The following is a 22,454-nucleotide window of genomic DNA, read 5'->3' as shown; positions in this document are numbered from 1 at the left end:
ACAGCGGGGAATCAAAAGGCCCCCGGCCCGGTTGAACCCGGGACAGACGCCTAGATTTCATCAAGGAGAAGTAATGAGCACGACGAAGGCTGAAACCACCCACCAGGCCGTGACTGACTGGATTCCCGCGCAGCAGTACATTGCAGGAGCGTGGCGGGACGGAAGCTCCGACCGGACCCTGTCCGATACCAGCCCCTTTGACGGCGCCGAACTGATGAGTATCCGCCAGGCCTCCCGCGAGGACCTGGACGAGGCCTACACCGCCGCCGCCAAGGCGCAGCAGGAGTGGGCGGCGCAGACGCCCTCCGCCCGCCGGGCCGTCATTGAGCGTGCCGCTGAAATTTTCGACGAGCGCCGCGAGGAAATCATCGCCTGGCTGGCCGCCGAGTCCGGCAGCACCGTCATTAAGGCCAACATCGAAGTCGATTCGGCCAAGGCCATCACCAAGGAATCCGCCACCTTCCCGCACCGTGTCTCCGGCCGGATCCTGGAATCCGATACTCCGGGCAAGGAATCCCGTGTCTACCGGGGACCGCTGGGCGTCGTCGGGGTCATCAGCCCCTGGAACTTCCCGCTGCACCTGTCCCAGCGCTCCGTGGCGCCGGCGCTGGCGCTGGGCAACGCCGTCGTGCTCAAGCCCGCCTCCGATACCCCGGTCACCGGCGGACTGATGATCGCCAAGATCTTCGAGGAGGCCGGCCTGCCCGCCGGTGTCCTGAGTGTTGTCGTGGGTGCGGGCTCCGAGATCGGCGACGCGTTTGTCGAGCACCCGGTTCCGGGCTTCATTTCCTTCACCGGCTCCACTCCGGTGGGCAAGAACCTGGGCGCCCTCGCCTCCAGCGGCCCCACCCTGAAGCATGTGGCCCTGGAGCTCGGCGGCAACAGCCCGTTCGTGGTCCTCGCCGATGCGGACGTGGACCAGGCCGTCAAGGCAGCGATCATGGGCAAGTTCCTGCACCAGGGCCAGATCTGCATGGCAGTGAACCGGATCATCGTCGAGGACGCCGTCTACGACGAGTTCGTGGAGAAGTTCGCCGCGCACGCCAAGACGCTGAAGTCCGGTGACCCCTCGGATCCGCAGAACACCGTGGGCCCGATCATCAACGCCAAGCAGCTCGAGGGCCTGCAGAAGAAGATCACCCTCGCCCAGGAGCAGGGCGCCCGCATGGTGGTCGAAGGCCAAACCAACGGGCAGGTCCTCTCCCCCTACGTCTTCGCCGACGTCACCAGGGACATGGAGCTGTTCCAGGACGAGATCTTCGGTCCGATCGCCGGCATTACCCGCGCGGCCGACGCCGAAGACGCCCTCGCCCTGGCCAACGCCAGCGAACTGGGCCTTGCCAGCTCGGTGTTCACCTCCGACCTGGACCGCGGCGTCCAGTTCGCCCGCCGCATCAAGGCCGGCATGACGCACGTCAATGACATCCCGGTCCAGGATGAGGCGCATGTGGCCTTCGGCGGCGAGAAGAACTCCGGCCTGGGCCGCTTCAACGGCGAATGGGCGATCGCGGAATTCACCACCGACCACACCATCACCCTGCAGCGCGAACCCCGGCAGTACCCGTTCTAATCCGGTAGTTAACGCACGACGGCGGCTGCGCACCTTAGGGTGCGCAGCCGCCGTCGTCGTTATGGCAGGCAGTTATCCGCGCAGAGCCCGGTTAGTTTCCGAACCGGGCCACGAGCCGGCCGAGAACCTGGTTGTTCTTGAGGCGCTCGAGGCCTTCGGCGATCTGGTCAAAGGTGATCGCGCGTGCTTTTCTGCCGGCACGATTCGTTCGAACATCCTGGCTATTACTTTAGGTCCGCGTTGGTTTAGGTCCGCGCTTCGGCTGCTGTGGCGGCGGTGAGGCCCGGAGCATACGCTCACCTGCGGGTGCAGGTGTTTCCCGGGATAAGGGGCTTGGCATGCAGGCGAGCAGGCAACGGACAGTAGCGAACGACGGCGCCCGGCTGGCGGTTTTCGAGTACGGCCTGCCGGCCGGGCCTGGCACGCCCACTGTGCTGCTGGTCCATGGCTACCCGGATGACCACACCGTGTTCGGCAGCGTCATCAAGGACCTGGCCACGGACCACCGCGTGATTGCCTACGACACCCGCGCTGCCGGAGAGTCCCGGGTCGAGCCGGCCGGGTCTGCAGACTCAGCAGGAACCGGCAGTCCGTTGGCGCCCTACCGGCTGCCGCTGCTGGTCAATGACCTCTATGCCGTGCTGGCCGACACCGGTGGCCCGGTGCATCTGGTGGGCCATGACTGGGGTTCCATCCAGGGCTGGGCCGCGGTCCGGGATCCGCGGGCGGCCGGAAAAATCCTGAGCTTTACCAGCATCTCGGGGCCGGACATCGGGCACCTCCGCCGCTGGTTTATGCACTGCCTGCGCCGTCCCCGCCGCTGGCTGCTGGCCGCCGGGCAGGCGGTGCGAAGCACCTACGTTGGCTTCTTCCAGCTGCCGGTCCTGCCCGAACTGCTCTGCCGGGTGCTTGGGCCGCGGTACGCCAGGCGGGCCGGCACCAGCGTGGAAACCGCCGTCGACAACGCCGTCCGCGGCCTGCAGCTCTACCGGGCGAACCTGCTGGGCTCCGGCGTCTCCGCCCGGCAGCCGCTGCCTCGGGTCGAGGTTCCGGTGCATGTGCTGGTGCCGCTGCTGGATCCGTTCCTGTCGCCCAGGCTGACCGACGGCCTGGGCGAGGAGGTGCGGGACCTGCGGATCAGCCCGGTGGACGGCGGGCACTGGTGGCCCACCGAGAACAGCACGGCCTTCTGCCGGATGCTGCGGCAGTTCACCGCACCGTAGCCGGTGCGGTGGTAACCCGTGTCAGGCGTTGGCCGGCGGCGGCCGAAGCCAGCAGCGCGGCAGCAATGTCATCAGCATCGCGCACGGTGCGCGCACCGGCACCCGCAGGTGACCCGGCCTCCGCGGCGATCGCGGTTCCCCACTGCACCGATGAAAGCTGCAGCCCCAGTACGTACAGGTCCTCCTGCGGGGTGCCGCTGATACCCACCGGCCGGTACGGCGGCAGGGTCACGTCCAGGCCGGGCGTCACCACGGCGGTGCCGTCGCCGGCCATCATGACCTTGGGCCGGGCCAGTCCGTCGCGGAGCATTCCGGACAGCAGCGGGGAGATGTTCCGGTCCACGCGGTTGGCCGGCATCATGGCCTCCACCAGGGTCTTCGCCGCGTATTCGGTGCCGGACCAGGGCGAGATGCCGGTGAACACGCCGCGCGCCTCGTCCACGTCGAAGCGCGGGTCCGGACCCACAAAGTGCACCAGGCCGGCCCGCACCAGGGCGGCCAGCTGCTCAATCCGCTCCGGGGGCGGCCCGCTGGCCAGGCCTTCCACCAGCGGCTCGAACCAGCCGCGCAGTTCGGTGAGCCAGGAGGCTTCGGCCAGTCCGCCGTCGGCCACTACCGCCTTGAGCACCGTGCGCCCGGCATTCAGCGCGCCGATCGCCATCTTCAGCGGATCATCCTCGCCGGCGGCGGAGCCGGCGGCGTCGTCCTGAAGGTAGGCGAGGACGGCGTCGTCGAGATCCTTCGCCCCGGCGTACGGGCGGCGTCCCAGCGGCTGGGCCAGGGCTTCCAGGTTGGTGCGCCGTGCTGACGGAACGCAGCGGTCCAGGACCGCTTCCTTGGCGGGGTCCCACTCGGGCCCGGGAAGGTCCAGCGCCCCACGCAGCTCGGCCAGGAACTGCTCCGCCGGTTCCAGCAGTTCATCCGCAGCCACGCGGGCCAGGGTCGAGTAATACGCCCACACCGCGTCGCGGTGCAGCAGCGGCCAGAGGTCGTGGTCAAAGCCTGGCAGGATGCCCTGGTCCCGGAACGAGGTGGCGGCTTCTTCGGTGAAGTACTGCAGCTGAACGCTGCGCGGCACATAGGAATCCAGTTTGGCTTTGGCCCGGTACGGCGTGCCCCGGCGCGAGGCGGCCACCAGGACCGGCTCCCGCCCGCTGGGCTCATACCGCAGGGCGCGCCCGGCCGGCTCTCCGGAGGGGACGAACCGGCCGCCCCGTCCGGCGGTCACCTGGATCATGATGTCGAAGAAGTTCAGGCCCAGCCCGCGGATGAGCACCGGCTCGCCGGCCGGCAGCACGGAGAGATCCACGTCGGAGGGCACAGCGGGCGGCAGGTAGCGCAGGTTGTGGCGGTCTGCTGCGTCGCGCAGCCGGTCTTGGTCGGCGCTGAGGGCTGCCGGCAGGTGGCCCAGGGCGAGGACGACGGCGTCCGCAGCCAGGGTTCCTTCTCCGGCCACTTCCAGTGTCCAGCCCGGACCGGATTCCGCGCGGGCCATGCTGAGCACCTCGGCGCGCACATGTTCCAGCGTCACCCCGGCGGCGGCTGCGGTGTCCTGGAGGCGGGCGTAGGTCCATTCCAGGTACCGGCCGTACAGCGCGCGGCTGGGGAAGGCTCCGGAGGAGAGTCCGGCCAGCTCTTCCCGGTCCCCGGCGGACAGCACCCAGACGGTCTCATCCCGGGTCATCAGCAGCCGCCACTGGTCAAAAGAAAGACCGGTGGGTGATGCCGCCAGGCCTGCGGCGGTGGCTCCGGCCGGGACCACCGTGGGGAAGAGCGACGGGGTGTTCATCAGGAACAGCCGGGACTGCCCGGTGCGCCAGACGTGGCCGGGTCCGGGATTGAACGGATCAAGGATGGATATCCTCAGCGCCGGCCTCTCGTCCGGAGCCAGAGCCAAAAAACCGGCCAGGGTGCGCTCCAGGACAGAGATTCCCCGCGGACCCGCTCCGATCACGGCCACGTGGAAACTCTGCGTATTCGTCATGCTTCAAGAGTATCCGGCCCGCATCTCCACCCGGTCGACAGCCAGCACGGTCCACCCCGGCCGATACGGAATGGGCACCGGTTGTGGTTGCCCGGGCCCCTTGACCGCCGCCGGTTCCTGCCTAGGGTGGTTCCATCACCAGAAGCCGATCAGGAGCACACCATGGCCCCTTCCCAGGCAGCTCTGGATCTGCTTCACGGGATTGCCGTGACGCTGCAGGCCAAGGCGCCGATCACCGTGGGCACCATGTTCCGCAGTCCCGGGCTGCGCACCGGAACCAGGATCGTGGCCTTCCTCGGCTTTGATGACGCTTTGATCGTCAAGCTCCCGCGGGCGCGCGCCGTGGCCCTGGTCCAGGACGGGACAGCCGAACCGGTCACCATGGGCACCCGGACCATGCGTGAATGGGTCAGCCTGCCAGTCGGCGCTGACCCCGCCGCGACCCGGGAGACCTGGACCGGCCTTGCCCGGGAGGCGCTGGCCTACGTCCGCAGCATCCCCTAGCGCACCAGGCACCGCAGGCGAATTGCCGCCCCACCGGTGGGACGCCCTGAAACCTCCGCGAGCGCGGTCCTAGGATGGGCACATGAGAATCTCGACTTCCGACCTGCCCGCCGGACCCGCTTCCGATGACGAATTCCTGTGGCTGGAGGACATCTACGGAGATAAGCAGCTGGACTGGGTACGCGCCGAGAACAAGGTGACCGAAGAGCTGCTCGCGAAGACCGGCTTCGAGCAGACCGAGCAGCGGCTGCTTGAAGTACTCGATTCCACCGACCGGATTCCCATGGCCGCCAAGCGCGGCGGACACTATTACAACTTCTGGCGCGACGCCGAACACCCCAAGGGGATCTGGCGCCGCACCACCTGGGACAGCTACATCTCCGACGATCCGCAGTGGGAAATCCTGCTGGACGTCGATGAGCTCAGCCGCACCGAGGGCACGGAATGGGTCTGGGGCGGCTCGGCGTTCCTGCGTCCCAAAGACGGGAAGTCCTACCGGCGGGCACTGGTGGTCCTCTCCCCCGACGGCGGTGACGCCGCCCGCTACCGCGAGTTCGACGTCGTCGACCGCGCCTTTGTGCCCGGCGGCTTCGACATTCCCGCGGCCAAGAACCGGATCAGCTGGGCCGGGCCGGACGCCCTGTATGTGGGCACGGATTTCGGTCCCGGCTCCATAACCTCGTCCTCGTATCCGCGCACCAGCCGGATCCTGCGCCGCGGTATGCCGCTGGCCGGCGCCGAACCGTATTTCGAGGTCCCCGAGGACCACATGATGGCAGTGGTGGCCCACGACCAGACGCCCGGTTTTGAGCGGGACCTGGCCGTGGACATCGTGGACTTCTACAACAGCTCCACCTTCCTGCGCCGGGACGGCTCCTGGGTCCGCCTGGACGTACCGCTGGACGTGAACGTTGACGTACACCGGCAGTGGCTGGTGCTGCGGCCGCGGACCGACTGGGAGCTGAACGGAACGGTGCATCAGGCCGGTTCGCTGCTGGCCGCCGAGCTGGAGGCCTTCCTCGCCGGCAACCGGGAACTGATTACCCTGTTCACGCCCGATCCCGCCACCTCCCTGCAGTCCTGGAGCTGGACCCGCGACCAGCTGCTGCTGAACCTGCTGCGCGATGTCTCCTCGGAAATCCTGGTGCTGGACCCGGCCAACGGCTGGAGCTCGTCGGTGCTCGATGCGTGCCCGCCGCTGCACACCGTGGATGCCTACGCGGTGGACGACGAGGACGAGGAAGCCGGCAATGACTACTGGCTGATCAGTACCGGGTTCCTCACCCCGTCCACCCTGTCCCGCGGCACACTCGGCAGCGCCGCCGGCGGCCCGGCCACGGTGGTGAAGGAATCGCCGTCGTTCTTTGACGCGTCCGCATGCACGGTGGAGCAGCACTTCGCGGTATCCGCCGACGGCACGCGCGTGCCGTACTTCCAGGTGGGCCCCAGGGACCTGGTGCTCGACGGCGGCAACCCCACGCTGCTGAACGGTTACGGCGGCTTCGAGCAGGCCCTGACCCCGTCCTACAGCGGCATGGTGGGCCGCGGCTGGCTCGAGCGCAGCTTCACCGACGACGCCGGGAAGCGCCGCTCCGGAGTGTATGTGCTGGCGAACATCCGCGGCGGCGGGGAATACGGGCCGGACTGGCACCGCGCTGCCCTGCAGGAAAACCGGCACCGCGCGTACGAGGATTTCGCCGCCGTCGCACAGGACCTGCTGGACCGCGGCGTCACCTCGCGGGAGCATCTGGGCTGCACCGGCCGCAGCAACGGCGGCCTGCTGGTTGGCAACATGCTCACCACCTATCCGCACCTGTTCGGTGCGGTCTCCTGCGGCGTGCCGCTGTTGGACATGCGCCGCTACACCAAGCTCTCGGCCGGCTACTCCTGGATTGCCGAATACGGTGATCCGGATGATCCGGAGCAGTGGGAGTTCGTGAAGACCTTCTCCCCGTACCACCTGCTGAAAAAGGACGCCGATTATCCGCCCACGCTGATCTGGACGGCCACCAGCGATGACCGCGTCGGCCCGGTGCAGGCGCGCAAGATGGCGGCCCGGATGAAGGCGATGGGCGTGGGGAACGTCTGGTTCCACGAAGCCCTCGAAGGCGGCCACGCCGGAGCCTCCGACAACCGGCAGGCGGCGCGGATGTACGCGATGTCCTACGAGTTCCTGTGGGAGGCACTGACCGGGCGGCTGAAGTAGCTCACGTGCGCACGCGGCGGCGGCAGGCCTTTCGGCGGCGTTTTGCTCTTAGCCACCCCTTATGGGTAGTCTTGTCAGGCTAGTAGCGCATGCTACGGACAGCATTTGGAGACGTGCCAGAGCGGCCGAATGGGCTTCACTGCTAATGAAGTGTGGGCCTAAAGCCCACCGGGAGTTCAAATCTCCCCGTCTCCGCGTTAAGACCCCCGGGCAACCGGGGGTTTTTTTGTGCCCGATCCGGACTATGTTTAGGCAAAACGTTCAGGCAACCGCCCGCGGCCCTGACGTGCAGCTTCGCCTATCAGGAGGATCCCGGATGGAAATGCGCCTATTGGGCCGCAGCGGCACCACGGTCAGCGCGTATGCCCTTGGCACCATGACCTTCGGCAATGAATCGGACCAGCATGTCTCCCACGCCCTGCTGAACACCTATGTGGAGGCCGGCGGCAATTTCATCGACACCGCCGACGTCTACACCGGCGGCGCCTCCGAGGAGATCATCGGCCACTGGCTGCAGGCCCGGCCCGAGGCCGCGCGGAACGTGGTCCTGGCCACCAAGGGCCGGTTTCCCATGGGCAGCGGCCCCAATGACCTGGGCACCTCCCGCCGGCACCTGCGCCAGGCGCTCGAGGCCTCACTGAAGCGGCTGGGCGTGGACCACATTGACCTGTATCAGCTGCATGCCTGGGATCCGCTGACTCCCCTGGAGGAAAGCCTGGGCTTCCTGCAGGACGCGGTGACGGCCGGAAAGATCAGCTATTACGGGCTCTCCAACTTCACCGGCTGGCAGCTGACGAAGGCCGTTTACACGGCTCGGGCGCACGGCTGGAACGGGCCGGTGACGCTGCAGCCCCAGTACAACCTGCTGGAGCGGGAGATCGAATCGGAAGTGGTGCCGGCAGCGCTCGACGCCGGACTGGGCCTGCTGCCCTGGTCACCGCTGGCGGGGGGCTGGCTCACCGGAAAGTACCACCGGGAAACAGTCCCCGCGGGCAAAACCCGGGTGGGCGACAACCCGGCCCGGCAATTCCAGGGCTGGGATCTGCGCAGCAGCAATGAGCGCACCTGGCAGATCCTGGACGCCCTCAAGGCCATCGCTGCAGCTCACCGCGCCAGCCAGGCGCAGGTGGCCCTGGCCTGGCTCTCCGCACAGCAGGGCGTCACCTCCGTGATCCTGGGGGCGCGGACCGTCGAGCAGCTCACTGACAACCTCGGTGCTGCAGCGGTCCAGCTCACGGACGCTGAACTGCGGCGGCTCAGCGATCTCAGCCGGCCGGCCGTGGGCAACTATCCCTACGGGCATGACGGCCGGAACCAGCGCGAGCGCCGGCTTGAGGGTGGACGCTAGAAGTCCTCAGGGCGCAGGTTCTTGACCCACTTGCTGATCTCGTCCTCTTCGGGCTTCTCTTTCCGGGCCGGCGCCGCGCCCGCGGCGTCCGGCTGCTGCTGCTTGGCCGGCTTGGCGTCAATGACGGGTTCGGCGTTGCTGACGGGCTTGGCATCACTGACGGGCTTGGACTCGCTGGCCGGCCCGGTTTCTTTCGCTTCGGTAGCGTCCCTGGCCCCAGTGGCATCCTGCGCCGGGCGGGTTTCCCTGGCCTCAGCAGCCGGCGCAGCGGGGCGCGGCGGCTGGAACGGCTGGGGGTGCGTGGCCAGGTTCTCAACCGCAGCACCGGCCATCCGCACGCCCACACCGGTGAACTGGGCGTAGAGCTTCACGGCCTTGATGGGCTGCCCTTGGGCGATGGCGGCGTAGACCTGCTGGTGCGCAGCGGCGTCGAGCCGTGCATTGGCTTCCCGCGCTGCCTCGACAGAGGTCCGGGAGGCTGCCGGCGCGGCCTTGCCCGGGCCTGATTCGCCCTGTGCCTGCTTCCGGCGGCGGAGGGCGCGGCTGACCAGCAGGTTGGCCACAAATATGGCCGCGACAAACAGAACAATCACCAGGAACTCCATATACCGATCCTAGCTTCGGTCGCGGTGCCCGCGTTGCCGCAGCCGGTATATTGGCCAGCAACCGCCCGGCCGATCAACGGAGATGCCATGACCAGCACCACTGCCCTGCGTTCCCTGCGTGTCCAGATCAAGGATGCGGTGGCGGAAGTGGAACTCATCGGCCCCGGCAAGGGCAACGCCATGGGTCCGGATTTCTGGAAAGAGCTGCCCGAAGTCTTCGAGGCGCTGAGCGAGGATGAGACGGTGCGCGCCGTCCTGCTTTACGGGTCGAACGGACACTTCAGCTACGGGCTGGACCTCGCGGGCATGGCACCGGTCTTTGCTCCGATGCTGAGCGCCGGCGGGATGGACGCCCGCAAGCGGGAAGGCTTCCGCCGGCAGATCAAGGACCTGCAGGACGCCGTCAGCTCCGTGTCCCGCTGCGCGAAGCCGGTCATCGCGGCCGTGGACGGGTGGTGCATCGGCGGGGCGATCGACGTCATCTCCGCCGCCGACATCCGGATCGCGTCTCCGGCCGCCAAGTTCAGCGTGCGGGAGGTCAAGGTCGCCATCGTCGCCGACCTCGGTTCCCTCCAGCGCCTGCCGGCCATCATCGGCGAGGGGCCCACCCGCCACCTTGCGCTCACCGGGGAGGATTTCGACGCCGGCCGCGCCTACCGCCTCGGGCTGGTGACGGAACTGGCCGACGACGTCGTCGGGCGCGGCCGCGAACTTGCCGCAGCCGTGGCCGCCAACCCTCCCCTGGTTGTCCAAGGCGTAAAACAGGTGATGAACCGCGGGCAGGAGCCGGCGGTCCAGGCCGGCCTGGACTATGTGCAGCTGTGGAACTCGGCGTTCCTGGCCAGCCACGACTTCAACGAAGCGGCCACCGCCTTCGCCGAACGCCGGCCCGCCGTCTTTACCGGCAACTGAACCTGCAGCCGCCCTTAAGATAGTCGGGTGGCTGTTACCGATGAAGCGATTACCAAGATCAAGGAGATGCTCGTCAGCGGGCAGCTCAAAGCTGGTGACCGGCTTCCGCCGGAGAATGAGCTGAGCGACCAGCTGGGCTTGTCCCGCAGCTCGCTGCGTGAGGCAGTAAAAGCCCTGGAGCTGATCCGCGTCCTGGATGTCCGCCGCGGTGACGGCACCTATGTGACCAGCCTGGAGCCGGGTCTGCTGACCGAAACCATGGGCTTCATGGTGGAAATCCATCAGGAAACGTCGGCCCCTGAACTCCTGGAAGTCCGGCGGATCCTGGAGCCCGGCGCGGCAGCGCATGCCGCCGGGCGGATGGACGCCCGCGCGGTGGCCGCCCTGCGTTCCTGCCTGGACGACGCCGATCCGCAGGGCACTGCCCTCGAGCTGGCCGCCCACGATTTCGCCTTCCACTCCCATATCGGCCGCGCCTCAGGCAATCCCTATCTGGCCGGGCTGCTGGATTCGCTGACCGGCAGCGCTCTGCGCCTGCGGACCTGGCAGCGGATCACCGAGGCCGGGGCTGCGGCGTCCGTGCTGGAGGAGCATGCGGCCATCCTGGAAGCTCTGACGCTCGGGGACGCCGAATTGGTGCGGTCCCTGATGACGGTGCATGTGGCCTCGGCGGAGCGCTGGCTGCGCCGGACTCCCGCGCCGCGCACGGTTCCGGCTGTTCCGGTGTCGCTACCGGCGACGGTACCGGTGCAGCAGGAGCAGCAGGTGCAGCCGGCCCCGCGCCCCGTGGCTGCCGTTCCGGCCGCTGCCCTGCCCGTCCAGGCACCGGCGCCGGTACAGGCGCCAGCCCCGGCCCCTGTGCCTGAGGCAACCCGGGAGCCGACCCCCGCCCAAACGCAGGCTCCGGTGCAGCCGCAGATCGCCCGGATTGCCCGCGAACCGGCGCTCTACGAGCTGTTTGCTATGCCTTCAACGCCAGGACAAAAGGCAGCACGGAAGCCGCGCCGGCCTGCCTGAGCACCCGGCCCGCCTCGGTGAGGGTCCACCGGCTGTCGGCGTAATCATCCACCAGCAGGACCGGACCGGGATTGGCCGCGAACCAGGCCGCACCTTCTTCCGGTACGGCGAACTGGTCCCAGACCGACGCCAGCCGGAAGGCACTGTTCCCGCCTGATCCCCCCGTGGGTCCGCCGTGCGGCAGCTGCAGGGCGCCGAGGTACGGAATCCGGCCCAGGGTGGAAATGCCGTGTGCCAGCGATCCGACCAGATTCGGCCGGGACCGGGAGGGGATGCTGACCACAGCGACTGGCCGCTCGGTCCACCCCCATTGCGCGAGCACCTGCACGCAGCCCTGCAGCAGGGCATCGTCCGCGGTGGTGTCCCCGGCGTCCGGGGCGAAGATCTCCCGCAGCCGACCGCCCCAGCCAAGATCCGTGAGCCGGGCCAGCGCCCGTCCGGTGGACAGTGCAGCCTCCGGCTTGATCTTGCCCTTGACCGGAACGCCCAGTCTGTCCATCCCCGACGGGTACATGCCGCGCGGGTCCACTTCCACGCCGACCCGGCTCAACGCCTGCCCGGCGCTGTCCGTGGCCTCGGCTGCCACCTCGCCGGAGAACCAGCGCCCGGCACAGTTGTCGCAGCGCCCGCAGGGGGCTGCGGCCGGGTCATCGAGCTGGACCGAGAGGAACTCCATCCGGCAGCCCGTGGTGGTTTCGTAGTCCAGCATGGCCTGCTGCTCCCTGACCCGGGCGGCGGAAATACGCTCGTACCGCTCCCGGTCATAGCTCCAGGGCTGGCCCGTCCCGCGCCAGCCGCCCGAGACCCGTTCCACGGCTCCGTCCACGGCCAGGACCTTCAGCAGCAGTTCCAACGGCGACCGCTTCAGGTTGACCCGCGTTTCCAGGGCACCGGTGGACATCACCGTGCCGGAGGCGAGCTCGGTCAGCACTGCGGTGGCCGGGCCCTCCGCCGGCATGGAGGACGTGGCGAAGTACTCCCAAATGTCCTTGTCCTCGGCACCCGGCAGCAGCAGCACATCGGCGCTGGGGGTTCCGCGGCCGGCACGGCCGACCTGCTGGTAGTACGCCACGGGCGAGGATGGCGCCCCGAGGTGCACCACGAACCCCAGATCCGGCTTGTCGAAGCCCATGCCGAGCGCGCTGGTGGCCACCAGGGCCTTGACCTCGTTGTTCTTCAGCGCCGCCTCGGCCTGCTCCCGGTCGGCCGGATCGGTGCGGCCGGTATAGGCGAGCACGGGATGCCCGGCCTTCTGCAGCAGCCGCGCCGTGTCCTCCGCCGCGGACACGGTCAGCGCGTAAATGATGCCCGAGCCCGGAAGCTCATCGATGTGCGTGAGCAGCCAGCCCAGCCGGGCCTTGGCGGTGGGCAGCCGCAGCACGCCCAGCCGCAGCGACCGGCGGGCCAGCGCACCCCGGATCGTGAAGACGTCCTCCCCGCCGGAGGCCAGCTGTTCCTCAATGTCCTTGACCACGCGGGAGTTGGCCGTCGCAGTGGTGGCCAGCACCGGAACCGAGGCCGGCAGCTGTTCGATCAGGCTGCGGATCCGCCGGTAATCCGGGCGGAAATCATGGCCCCAGTCCGAGATGCAGTGCGCTTCATCAATCACCAGCAGCCCGGAGCGGCGGATCAGCTCGGGCAGATGGGTTTCGCGGAACCCCGGGTTGTTCAGCCGCTCGGGCGAGACCAGCAGCACGTCCACCTCATCGGCGGCCAGCTTGGCGGAGATGTCCTGCCATTCCAGCTGGTTGGCGGAGTTGATGGCCACGGCACGGACGCCGGCCCGCGCAGCGGCCGCCACCTGGTCGCGCATGAGCGCCAGCAGCGGGGAGACAATCAGGGTTGGGCCGGCCCCGCGGGCGCGCAGCAGCAGGCTCGCCACGAAGTAGACCGCTGATTTGCCCCACCCGGTGCGCTGGACCACCAGGGCCCGCCGGCCGCCGGACACCAAAGCCTCGATGGCTTCATACTGGCCGTCGTGGAACTCTGCGGCCTCATTGCCGACCAGGGCCCGGAGCAGGCCGGTGGCCTCGGCGCGCAGCGCAGGATCCGCCGCCGGGACCCCGCCCCCGGACAGCCCGCCGGCGTCGCTGGTGGTGGCACGGTCAACGTTGGTGTCTTGCTGGATTTCCATACCTTCCACTATTCCAGCCCCCGCTGACTGTTTCCTCCGGCAGCGCCAGGACCTGTGGACAGCACCCGGACCTGTGGACAGGACCGCCTACGACGGCGGGCGGAAGGCAGGCCTATAGACTGTCGGGGTGACTAGTGCATTCGATCTCTCCGCATCCTTCAAGGCCTACGACGTCCGCGGCGTCGTTGGCGAGACCATCACCCCGCAGATCGTCAAGGCCGTTGGCGCGGCCTTTGTGGACGTGCTCGGCCTCGCCGGGCAGACGGTCCTGGTGGGCGGCGACATGCGCCCGTCCTCCCCGGAGTTCATTAAGGACTTCGCCGCCGGCGCCACCATGCGCGGCGCCGACGTCCTGCTCTTGGACCTGATCTCCACCGACGAGCTCTACTACGCCTGCGGCGTGCTGAACGCTGCCGGTGCCACTTTCACCGCCAGCCACAACCCGGCGCAGTACAACGGGATCAAGATGGCCAAGGCCGGAGCGGTCCCCATCTCGTCCGAAACCGGCCTCTACGACATCCAGGCCCTCGCGGAGCAGTACCTGAATGCGGGCAGCATTCCGGCTGTCGAGACCCCCGGCCAGATCGGCGTCCGCGACGTCCTGCGCGACTACTCCGAGTACCTGCGGTCCCTGGTGGATCTGGGCGGCATCCGCCCCCTGAAGGTCGTGGTCGACGCCGGCAACGGCATGGCCGGCCTCACCACACCTGCAGTCCTGGGCGATACCCTGCTGCCCGGGCTGCCGCTGGACATCGTTGACCTCTACTTCGAGCTGGACGGGTCCTTCCCGAACCATCCGGCCAACCCGCTGGAGCCGGAGAACCTGCGCGACCTGCAGGCCGCCGTCGTCGAACACGGCGCGGACCTGGGCCTGGCCTTCGACGGCGACGCCGACCGCTGCTTCGTGATCGACGAAAAGGGCGATCCGGTCAGCCCGTCCGCCATCACCGCTCTGGTGGCCCGCCGCGAAATCGCGCGCGCCAAGGCCGCCGGCGAAGCGACGCCGGTCATCATCCACAACCTCATCACCTCCCGCGCCGTGCCGGAACTGGTGGAGGCCGACGGCGGCCGCGCCGTCCGCACCCGGGTGGGACACTCCTTCATCAAGGCCCTGATGGCCGAGGAAGGCGCTGTCTTCGGCGGCGAGCACTCTGCCCACTACTACTTCCGCGACTTCTACAACGCAGACACCGGCATGCTCGCCGCCATGCACGTCCTGGCGGCGCTGGGTGAGCAGACCCTGCCGCTCTCGGATCTGGCCCGCGAATACGAGCCCTACTTCTCCTCGGGCGAGATCAATTCCGAGCTCTCCGACGTTCCCGCGGCAGTGGCCCGGGTCCGCGCCGAATTTGAGCGTGCCGGCGTCACCGTGGACACCCTCGACGGATTGACTTTCACCTCAGATGACGGACAGTGGTGGTTTAACCTCCGCGCGTCGAACACCGAACCCTTCCTCCGGCTGAACGCCGAAGCCGAAGACCTCCCCACCATGGTGCGGGTCCGCGACCGCGTACTTGAACTAGTTAGGAACTAAAACCAATGGCTGATGTTGAACTGAACGGCGCCGAGCCCTCCGCGCAGGTCCAGGAGGACCTCAATTCCCTGCTGGGCACCGCTTTGGGCGTGGCCCAGGAACAGCTGGAAGCGCAGGGCGCCTTCCTGCCGGCCGCCCTGGTCGTCCAGAACGACGGCGAACTGCGGATGATTGCCGTTGCCCCCGAGGAATCCGACGAAGACCTCGACGCCGATGCCATGATCGATGACATCTACCAGGTGCTGACCGAGCAGAAGGGCGACAACCGCGCCGCGGCCGTCTTCTCCGACATCCACCTTCCGGACGAAGCCACCGACGCCATCCACGTTGTGGCCGAGCACTCCGAGGGCGTCTGCATCTCCGCGATCCAGACCTACTCCGAGGCCGACGGCGAGTGGACGTTCAGCGAACCGCAGTGGGAATCCGGCGACCAGCTCATCTGGAACACCGAAGAGTCCGCAGCGGGCACCGAAGAAGCCTAAGCCTCAGCCCAACTCTCGAACTGCCCAGGCCGGCGGCACCGCGCTTAACGCACGGTGCCGCCGGCTTTTTGCTGCCCCTGGAACAGGCCCCGCCGGGTCCCGTGCAGGAACCGCAGCGCGGCACGGGCCACCTTCATATCCCGCTCCGACCGGTGCATCCGCAGCAGGTCCAGAGGGGGAGCGAAACGCTGCTCGGTCATGGCCTTGGGCGTACTGAATTCGCGCAGTCCGTCCGCGCCATGGGTCCGCCCGAATCCTGAGTCCTTGACGCCGCCGAAGGGCAGCGACCCGATGGCCCCGAAGCCCAGCACCGAATTCACTGTGACCACGCCGACCCTCAGCCGTGCGGCCAGCTTCCGGGCAGTCGTCCGGCTGCCGCTGAAAATTGAGGCGCCCAGGCCGTAGCCTGTTCCGTTGGCGCGGTCCACTGCCTCGTCCATGGTGTCCACCGGGTTAACGACGACGACGGGCCCGAAGGTCTCCCGCCGCACGGCGGCATTGTTTTCGGGGACGTCGGTGAGCACCACTGCATCGATCAACCTGCCGTCCCGGACGGAGCCACGCCCGCCGAGCACCGCCCGGCCGCCGGCTTCGAGGGCGGCATCGATATGGGCTGCCACCACGTTCACCTGGTCAGGAAGGGTCATGGGTCCGTAGTCGGCCCCCTCCCCCGTCCCGGTAACCAGCTTCCGGCCCTCCTGCACCATCAGCGACAGGAACGGTGCGTAGACGGCCCGGTCCACATAGACGCGCTCCACCCCGGCGCAGGTCTGTCCCGCGTTCGCCATGCCGCCGAACACGGCGGCGGAAGCTGCTGCCGCCAGATCGGCGTCGGCCGTCACCAGCATGGCGTCCTTGCCCCCGCACTCGGCCACCATCGGCGTGAGCGTCTCAGCGCAGGCGGCCATCACCTTCTTGGCGGTTTCGGTGGACCCGGTAAAGGCGATTTTGCCGCACCCGGAGCGGGCCAGGGCCGCCCCGGTGTCCGGTCCTCCGGTGAGCACTTGGAAAACCGGGTGCCCGCCGCTGACCTGTGCCCATTTGTTCCCGATCCACAGGGCAGTGCCGGGAGTCAGGTCGCTGGGTTTGAAGACCACTGCGTTGCCTGCCGCCAGGGCGAAGGAGATGGAGCCCATGGGGGTGTACACCGGATAGTTCCAGGGCCCGATCACTCCCACCACCCCGTATGGTTCGTAGCCAAGGGTGGCCTTCTGGTTCAGTGCCACGAGGCCGGACGATACAGCGCGCCGCCGCAGCACCTTCTCCGCGTGCTTGGAGGCCCAGTCGAGATGACCCAGCGCCAGCAGAATTTCCAGCAGTGCGTCGTCGTCCGGTTTGCCGGTTTCGGCGGTCATCACGGCCGCCAGCTCATCGGCGTCGTCGGCCATCGCCTGCTTCCAGGCCTGCAGCAGCCTTTTCCTGCCGCGAAAGCCCTGGTCCTGCCACCACCGGACTGCATCTGTGGCGCGGGCTACGGCAAAGGCCACTCCCGTGGGCCCGTCGGTGCCTGCATCGACAGCCGGGGCCGGGAGGGAGGATCGATGCGGAGCATTTCCAGTCTGCACGGTGCTGCTCATGGGAGCTCTCCTGCCTGGGGACAAAGCACGGCCTGGCTTGAAAAATGCTACTCCTGGGCCAGCCCGCAACGGAGGCTTCCCCGGAACTTTGGGTTAAGCCGAGCGGGGCCCCTTCCACAAAGGAAGGGGCCCCGCTGGTGGTGCTTGATGGAAAGGCTACGCCGCCGCGAAGCGCTCCTTGAGGGTGCGCAGTTCGGCAACGAGGTCCTCGGGCAGGGACTCGCCGAAGCGGGCGTACCATTCCTCGATGCCGGCCAGTTCGGTTTCCCATTCGGCGGGATCGACGCGCACCGCAGCCTCGACGTCGGCCGGGGTCATGTCCAGGCCGGTGAGGTCCAGGGACTCGCCGGTGGGCACGTAGCCGATCGGGGTTTCCACGGCGTCGGCGGTGCCTTCGATGCGTTCGATGACCCACTTGAGCACGCGGGAGTTGTCACCGAAACCGGGCCAGGCGAAGCCGCCGTCGGCCGTGCGGCGGAACCAGTTGACCAGGAAGATCTTGGGCAGGGTTTCCTGGTTGGCCTTACCGCTGAGCGTGATCCAGTGGCGCAGGTAGTCGCCGGCGTCGTAGCCCATGAACGGCAGCATCGCCATCGGGTCGCGGCGGACGACGCCGACCTGGCCGGCCGCTGCGGCGGTGGTCTCGGAGGAGAGCGTGGAGCCCATGAAGATGCCGTTGGTCCAGTCGCGGGACTGCGTCACCAGCGGAACCGTGGTCTTGCGGCGGCCGCCGAAGAGGATCGCGGAGACCGGCACGCCGTTCGGTGAGTGGTATTCCTCGGCCAGCATGTCGATCTGGTCGATCGGCGTGCAGAAACGGGAGTTCGGATGCGCGGCCGGGTAACCGGCCTCCGGCGTCCATTCATTGCCCAGCCAGTCGGTCAGGTGCGCCGGGGCGTCGTCCGTCATGCCCTCCCACCAGACACCGCCGTCGTCGGTCAGTGCCACGTTGGTGAAGATGGAGTTGCCCTTGGCGATGGCACGCATGGCGTTGGGGTTGGTGCTCCAGCCGGTACCGGGTGCGACGCCGAACAGGCCCGCCTCGGGGTTGGTGGCGCGCAGTTCGCCGTTGTGGCCGAAGCGCATCCAGGTGATGTCGTCGCCGAGGGTTTCGACGTTCCAGCCCTCGATGGTCGGATCCAGCAGGGCGAGATTGGTCTTGCCGCAGGCGGACGGGAAGGCCGCCGCCACGAAGTAGTCCTTCTTCTCCGGGCTGGTGAGCTTCAGGATGAGCATGTGCTCAGCCAGCCAGCCTTCGTCCCGGGCCATGATGGAGGCGATGCGCAGGGCGTAGCACTTCTTGCCCAGCAGGGCGTTGCCGCCGTAGCCGGAGCCGTAGGACCAGATGGAGCGGTCTTCGGGGAAGTGCACAATCCACTTATCGTCGCTGCAGGGCCAGGGCACGTCCTGCTCGCCTTCGGCCAGCGGAGCGCCGACGGAATGCAGTGCCGGAACGAAGAAGGCGTCCAGTTCTTCCATCTTGCGCAGTACGTCGGTGCCGATACGGGCCATGATCCGCATCGAGGCCACAACGTAGGCACTGTCGGTGATTTCCACGCCGAACTTGGGATCCTCGGCTTCAAGGTGGCCCATGACAAAGGGAATGACGTACATGGTGCGGCCGCGCATGGACCCGGAGAACAGGCCGTCCAGCTTGGCCCGCATCTGCGACGGTTCCATCCAGTTGTTGGTGAAGCCGGCGTCCTGCTTCTTCTCGGAGCAGATAAAGGTCTGCTCCTCGACCCGGGCCACGTCCTTAGGATCGGAGAACGCGGCGAAGGAATTCGGGAAGAGTTCCTCGTTGAGCCTGGTCAGGGTTCCGGCTTCGACCAGCTCGTCGGTGAGGCGCCTGTTTTCCGCCTCGGTACCGTCGACCCAATACACGCGATCGGGCTGCGTCAGCTCGGCCACCTGCTGAACCCACGCAAGCAGGGCCTGGTGAGTGGTGGGTGCTTCCGCAGAGGCCCCCGGGGTGTTGCTGTCCAAATGGCTCGGAGCAGCGTTCTGGCCGCTCTCATCAAGAACTAGCTGACGCGCGTCATCGCCCATGACTCTTCCCTTCGTTGGGTCAGTGGTGTGTTTTTGATGCTAGTTGTCGGCCGGCCGCCGTCTCGGTCCAAAAAGGTAATATCAATAAGCGTGGACGTGCCGGGATCGCCTAGATTTCAAGGAACCTGTGTGGCCCAGCATACTCCGATGTGACGAAGGTCATATAGACCGGTCTAGTGTGTGACGTCACGCCTGCCGATTAGGCAGCTCTCAGAAACTGGGCTATAGTTATTTACGGCCAAACAGCCACGGACAAACTTTGAAGGAAAGGCCTCAACGGGGCCGGAAGTTCAAAAACTCCGAAATGCGTGCGTAGCTCAACGGATAGAGCATCTGACTACGGATCAGAAGGTTGGGGGTTCGAATCCCTTCGCGCGCACCAGCTAAACCCGGTTTGACTAGTAGAAATACTGGTCAAGCCGGGTTTTTTTGCGTCCCGGCACGGACCGGGTCCGGAACCTCCCGCGCCGGGAGCACCCGGTCGGGTCAGCGCGCCAGTTTCCGGAGTTCGACGGCGGGATCGGCAAGCTGGACAGGATCAACGCGGATCCGCCGGTTGATGATGCGGCGGGCGGCGCGCACCGTCAGCCCCCCGTCAACAGCAGCGCAGCCGGCGAGGTACCCGTCGCCGTCGAGCCGGAAACCTGCAACGGGAATGCCGTCCATCACGCGGTCAACAATGCTCCCCGGGCCCGCCATCGACCCCACTCCCTCGACATGCACGCCGTGGCGGTCGGACCAGAACCAGGGTGCGCCGTGCACCGGAAGCTCCTGCCCGAGCAGGGCAGCGGCCGCTGTGGTTCCGCTGTTCCTCGCATGTTCCCAGTGTTCGGCCCGGCGCAGCAGCGTACCGTCCGGCAGCCGGGTCCGCGCGGAATCGCCCACCGCGTAGATGTTGGGGTGGCTGGTGAGCTGGTGGTCGTCCACGAGGATGCCGTCGTCGAGGTCCAGGCCTGCAGAGGCAGCCAGCGAGGTTTCCGGAACGATGCCGATGCCGACCAGCACCACATCGGCGTCCACGGTTTCCCCCTCCAGCAGCTCGATGTGGTGGCCGGTCCGGTCCGCGGTGATGGCTGCGGGAATGCCGGTGATGACGCGGATGCCGCGTTCTGCGTGCATTCGGTGCAGGCGGTGCGCCAGCGCTGTCCCGACTGCCGGCACCAGCGGCGGATCCACCGGATCGATCAGCGTGACCTGCGCCCCCAGGCCCACTGCAGTGGATGCCGTTTCGGCTCCGATCAGCCCCGCCCCCAGGATCACCAGCCGCACGCCGTCATGCAGGGCGCTGCGCAGCCGGTCCGCGTCGGCGCGGTTTCGGAGGTGGTGCACCGAGTCCAGGGTGCCGCCGGGAATGCCGAGCCGGCGCGGTGCTGCGCCGGTGGCCAGCACCACCTTGTCGGCGGCCAGCTCCCGGCCGTCCGCCAGAACCAGGGCGGGAGAGTCTGCGCGCAGCTCCACTGCCGTGCCGGTGACGACCTCGATGTTCCGTTCGGCGTACCAGGCTTCGCCCGCCAGCAGAATGTCCGTGCCGCTGCGGCTGCCGCGCAGGTAGTCCTTGCTCAGCGGCGGCCGGTCGTACGGCAGCCCCTCCGGGTCAACAATCGTCAGCCGGCCTTCGAAGCCGCGCATACGCAATTCGCCGGCAGCGGCAAAGCCAGCCATGCCGCCGCCTGCGATGAGAACCGATTCCAATGCCATGTGTTGTGATTTCCTAGCCGAAGACCATGTGGTGGAGTACCTCAAGCCTAGGCGTGCCGGCGCGGGTTATCGGTACGCCGGCCGACCTGCAGCGACTCAGCGCCGCCGGGGTTCCGCGGGGCAGGCGCCCCGTGCCAAGCTCTCTGCATGACTCAAGACGGTGATATTCCTGGCCCGCAACGGATCGAAACCGACGTCGTCGTCCTCGGCGCCGGCGCCGTGGGTGAAAACGCGGCAGGCCGGGTGGTGCAGGGTGGTTTGGAAGCGGTCCTGGTGGAGCCGGCCCTGATCGGCGGTGAATGTTCCTACTGGGCGTGCATGCCCAGCAAGGCGCTGTTGCGGCCGGGCACCGCACTGCAGTCGGCCCGATCGGTGGCAGGGTCGCGGGAGGCGGTGACCGGCACCCTTGATGCCCGGTCCGTACTGGAGCGCCGCGACAGTTTCACCTCCCACTGGGACGACGCCGGGCAGGAAGAGTGGGTCCGGGCCACCGGGATCGGGCTGGTGCGGGGGCGCGCGGTTCTGCTGGGCCCGCGTGAGCTGCGCGTGGAGACCAACGACGACGGCGGTCCGCTCACCCTGGTGGCGCGCCACGCCGTCGTGCTGGCTACCGGCTCGACTCCCGTGGTTCCGCCGATAAAGGGGCTGGACGGGATGGATTATTGGGGCACCCGGGAGGCCACCTCGGCGCATGAAGTGCCGCAGCGGCTGCTGGTCCTGGGTGGCGGAGTGGCCGGCACCGAACTGTCGCAGGCCTGGGCCCGGATCGGTTCCACGGTGACCCTGGTGGCGCGGCACGACGTGCTGGACAACTATCCGGAACCGGCCCGCGAGCTGGTCAAGGCCGGTCTGGCCGCCGACGGCGTCGATGTCCGCACCTTCATAGGGGCGGATTTTGTGCGCGGCACAGTGGACGGCGGGGTGGAAATGGGGCTGGCCGACGGATCCGTGCTGGCCGCGGACAAACTGCTGGTGTCCACCGGCCGCACCCCCGCACTGTCCGGGTTGGGGTTGGAAGGGCTGGGGTTGGACGCCGTCCGGCTGGCCTCCGATGACACCGGGCTGGTGGAGGGCACCGACTGGCTGTACGTGGTCGGAGATGCCGCCGGAAAGGTGCTGCTGACGCACCAGGGCAAATACGAGGCCCGGGCCACCGGCGCCGCGATCACCGCCCGGGCCCGGGGAAGCCTGTCCGGGGCCGGGGCCCCGGCCCCCTGGAGCCGGGAGGTCTCGACGGCAAACCATTACGCGGTTCCGCAGGTGGTTTTCACCGATCCGGAAATCGCCATGGTCGGCAGGACGCTGGAGCAGGCACGGGCGGACGGCGTGAATGCATCCGAAACCTCGCTGGAGCTCTCGGTGGCCGGGTCCGCCCTGTTTGCCGACGATTACCGCGGATGGGCGCAGATGGTGGTGGATGAAGACCGCAAGGTCCTGGTGGGAGTGACTTTCGCCGGGCCCGGGGTGTCGGAGCTGCTGCATGCGGCCACGATTGCCATTACCGGCGAGGTGCCGCTGGAGCGGCTGTGGCACGCGGTTCCGTCGTATCCAACGATCAGCGAGGTGTGGCTGCGCCTGTTGGAGAAGTACGGGTTGTAATGAGGCGCGGGC

The 22,454-nt window shown here is 67.9% G+C and carries 16 protein-coding genes and 2 tRNA genes; 12 read left to right on the top strand and 6 right to left on the bottom strand.

Annotation, left to right across the window (positions count from 1 at the left end):
• Positions 1–73: 73 nt before the first annotated feature.
• Together KKR91_RS02090 and KKR91_RS02085 are read left to right on the top strand one after the other, a co-directional pair.
• Positions 74–1,570, top strand: a complete 1,497-nt coding sequence (locus KKR91_RS02090; protein WP_210231342.1) for an aldehyde dehydrogenase family protein — start codon at positions 74–76, stop codon at positions 1,568–1,570.
• 338 nt (positions 1,571–1,908) lie between these two features.
• Positions 1,909–2,793, top strand: a complete 885-nt coding sequence (locus tag KKR91_RS02085; protein ID WP_210231343.1) for an alpha/beta fold hydrolase — start codon at positions 1,909–1,911, stop codon at positions 2,791–2,793.
• On the opposite strand, the gene KKR91_RS02080 is transcribed toward KKR91_RS02085, so the two are convergent.
• Positions 2,780–4,777, bottom strand: a complete 1,998-nt coding sequence (locus KKR91_RS02080; protein WP_210231344.1) for an FAD/NAD(P)-binding protein — start codon at positions 4,775–4,777, stop codon at positions 2,780–2,782. The two genes, KKR91_RS02085 and KKR91_RS02080, sit on opposite strands and share 14 nt — an antisense overlap.
• Before the next feature lie 162 nt (positions 4,778–4,939).
• Between KKR91_RS02080 and KKR91_RS02075 the strand changes: the two genes are divergently transcribed.
• From KKR91_RS02075 to KKR91_RS02060, 4 genes are all read left to right on the top strand, one after another.
• Positions 4,940–5,281 carry a hypothetical protein gene (locus tag KKR91_RS02075; RefSeq protein WP_210231345.1) on the top strand — a complete coding sequence of 114 codons (342 nt, stop codon included), beginning with the start codon at positions 4,940–4,942 and terminating at the stop codon, positions 5,279–5,281.
• Positions 5,282–5,363: 82 nt separating this feature from the next.
• Positions 5,364–7,487, top strand: a complete 2,124-nt coding sequence (locus KKR91_RS02070; RefSeq protein WP_210231346.1) for a prolyl oligopeptidase family serine peptidase — start codon at positions 5,364–5,366, stop codon at positions 7,485–7,487.
• Between the two features lie 107 nt (positions 7,488–7,594).
• Positions 7,595–7,682, top strand: a tRNA-Ser gene (locus KKR91_RS02065).
• Positions 7,683–7,803: 121 nt separating this feature from the next.
• A complete protein-coding gene (locus KKR91_RS02060) occupies positions 7,804–8,835 on the top strand; it encodes an aldo/keto reductase (RefSeq protein ID WP_210231347.1) in 1,032 nt (343 codons plus the stop codon).
• On the opposite strand, the gene KKR91_RS02055 is transcribed toward KKR91_RS02060, so the two are convergent.
• Positions 8,832–9,440 (bottom strand): hypothetical protein, encoded by a 609-nt coding sequence (locus tag KKR91_RS02055; protein ID WP_210231348.1) that lies wholly within the window; start codon positions 9,438–9,440, stop codon positions 8,832–8,834. The genes KKR91_RS02060 and KKR91_RS02055 overlap by 4 nt on opposite strands.
• Positions 9,441–9,527: 87 nt before the next feature.
• On the opposite strand from KKR91_RS02055, the gene KKR91_RS02050 reads away from it, so the two are divergent.
• Entirely contained in the window at positions 9,528–10,352 is an 825-nt protein-coding gene (locus KKR91_RS02050; protein WP_210231349.1) for a crotonase/enoyl-CoA hydratase family protein, read from the top strand.
• A 27-nt stretch (positions 10,353–10,379) separates the two neighbouring features.
• Positions 10,380–11,369, top strand: a complete 990-nt coding sequence (locus tag KKR91_RS02045; RefSeq protein WP_210231350.1) for a FadR/GntR family transcriptional regulator — start codon at positions 10,380–10,382, stop codon at positions 11,367–11,369.
• On the opposite strand, the gene KKR91_RS02040 is transcribed toward KKR91_RS02045, so the two are convergent.
• Positions 11,314–13,503, bottom strand: a complete 2,190-nt coding sequence (locus KKR91_RS02040) for a RecQ family ATP-dependent DNA helicase (RefSeq protein WP_210231351.1) — start codon at positions 13,501–13,503, stop codon at positions 11,314–11,316. The genes KKR91_RS02045 and KKR91_RS02040 overlap by 56 nt on opposite strands.
• Before the next feature lie 127 nt (positions 13,504–13,630).
• On the opposite strand from KKR91_RS02040, the gene KKR91_RS02035 reads away from it, so the two are divergent.
• Both KKR91_RS02035 and KKR91_RS02030 read left to right on the top strand, forming a co-directional pair.
• Positions 13,631–15,037, top strand: coding sequence for a phosphomannomutase/phosphoglucomutase (locus KKR91_RS02035; RefSeq protein ID WP_210231352.1), 1,407 nt, complete (start codon positions 13,631–13,633; stop codon positions 15,035–15,037).
• Between the two features lie 5 nt (positions 15,038–15,042).
• The gene (locus tag KKR91_RS02030; RefSeq protein ID WP_210231353.1) at positions 15,043–15,519 is read left to right on the top strand and encodes a hypothetical protein; all 477 of its coding nucleotides are present in this window, start codon (positions 15,043–15,045) and stop codon (positions 15,517–15,519) included.
• Between the two features lie 44 nt (positions 15,520–15,563).
• Here KKR91_RS02030 and KKR91_RS02025 read toward each other — a convergent pair whose 3' ends face one another.
• A complete protein-coding gene (locus tag KKR91_RS02025; RefSeq protein WP_210231354.1) occupies positions 15,564–17,096 on the bottom strand; it encodes an aldehyde dehydrogenase family protein in 1,533 nt (510 codons plus the stop codon).
• A gap of 156 nt (positions 17,097–17,252) precedes the next feature.
• Positions 17,253–19,145 (bottom strand): phosphoenolpyruvate carboxykinase (GTP), encoded by a 1,893-nt coding sequence (locus tag KKR91_RS02020; RefSeq protein WP_210231355.1) that lies wholly within the window; start codon positions 19,143–19,145, stop codon positions 17,253–17,255.
• Positions 19,146–19,451: 306 nt separating this feature from the next.
• Here KKR91_RS02020 and KKR91_RS02015 point away from each other — a divergent pair.
• Positions 19,452–19,527, top strand: a tRNA-Arg gene (locus KKR91_RS02015).
• A gap of 104 nt (positions 19,528–19,631) precedes the next feature.
• On the opposite strand, the gene KKR91_RS02010 is transcribed toward KKR91_RS02015, so the two are convergent.
• A complete protein-coding gene (locus tag KKR91_RS02010; RefSeq protein ID WP_210231356.1) occupies positions 19,632–20,843 on the bottom strand; it encodes an NAD(P)/FAD-dependent oxidoreductase in 1,212 nt (403 codons plus the stop codon).
• Positions 20,844–20,990: 147 nt separating this feature from the next.
• Here KKR91_RS02010 and KKR91_RS02005 point away from each other — a divergent pair, with 147 nt between their 5' ends.
• Entirely contained in the window at positions 20,991–22,442 is a 1,452-nt protein-coding gene (locus KKR91_RS02005) for a dihydrolipoyl dehydrogenase family protein (protein ID WP_210231357.1), read from the top strand.
• The last annotated feature ends 12 nt before the right edge of the window (positions 22,443–22,454 follow it).

Source organism: Arthrobacter jiangjiafuii (assembly GCF_018622995.1).
Classification (GTDB): domain Bacteria; phylum Actinomycetota; class Actinomycetes; order Actinomycetales; family Micrococcaceae; genus Arthrobacter_B; species Arthrobacter_B jiangjiafuii.
Note: the sequence above shows the minus strand (reverse complement) of the source record. Positions and strands in the feature narration are given on the sequence as shown.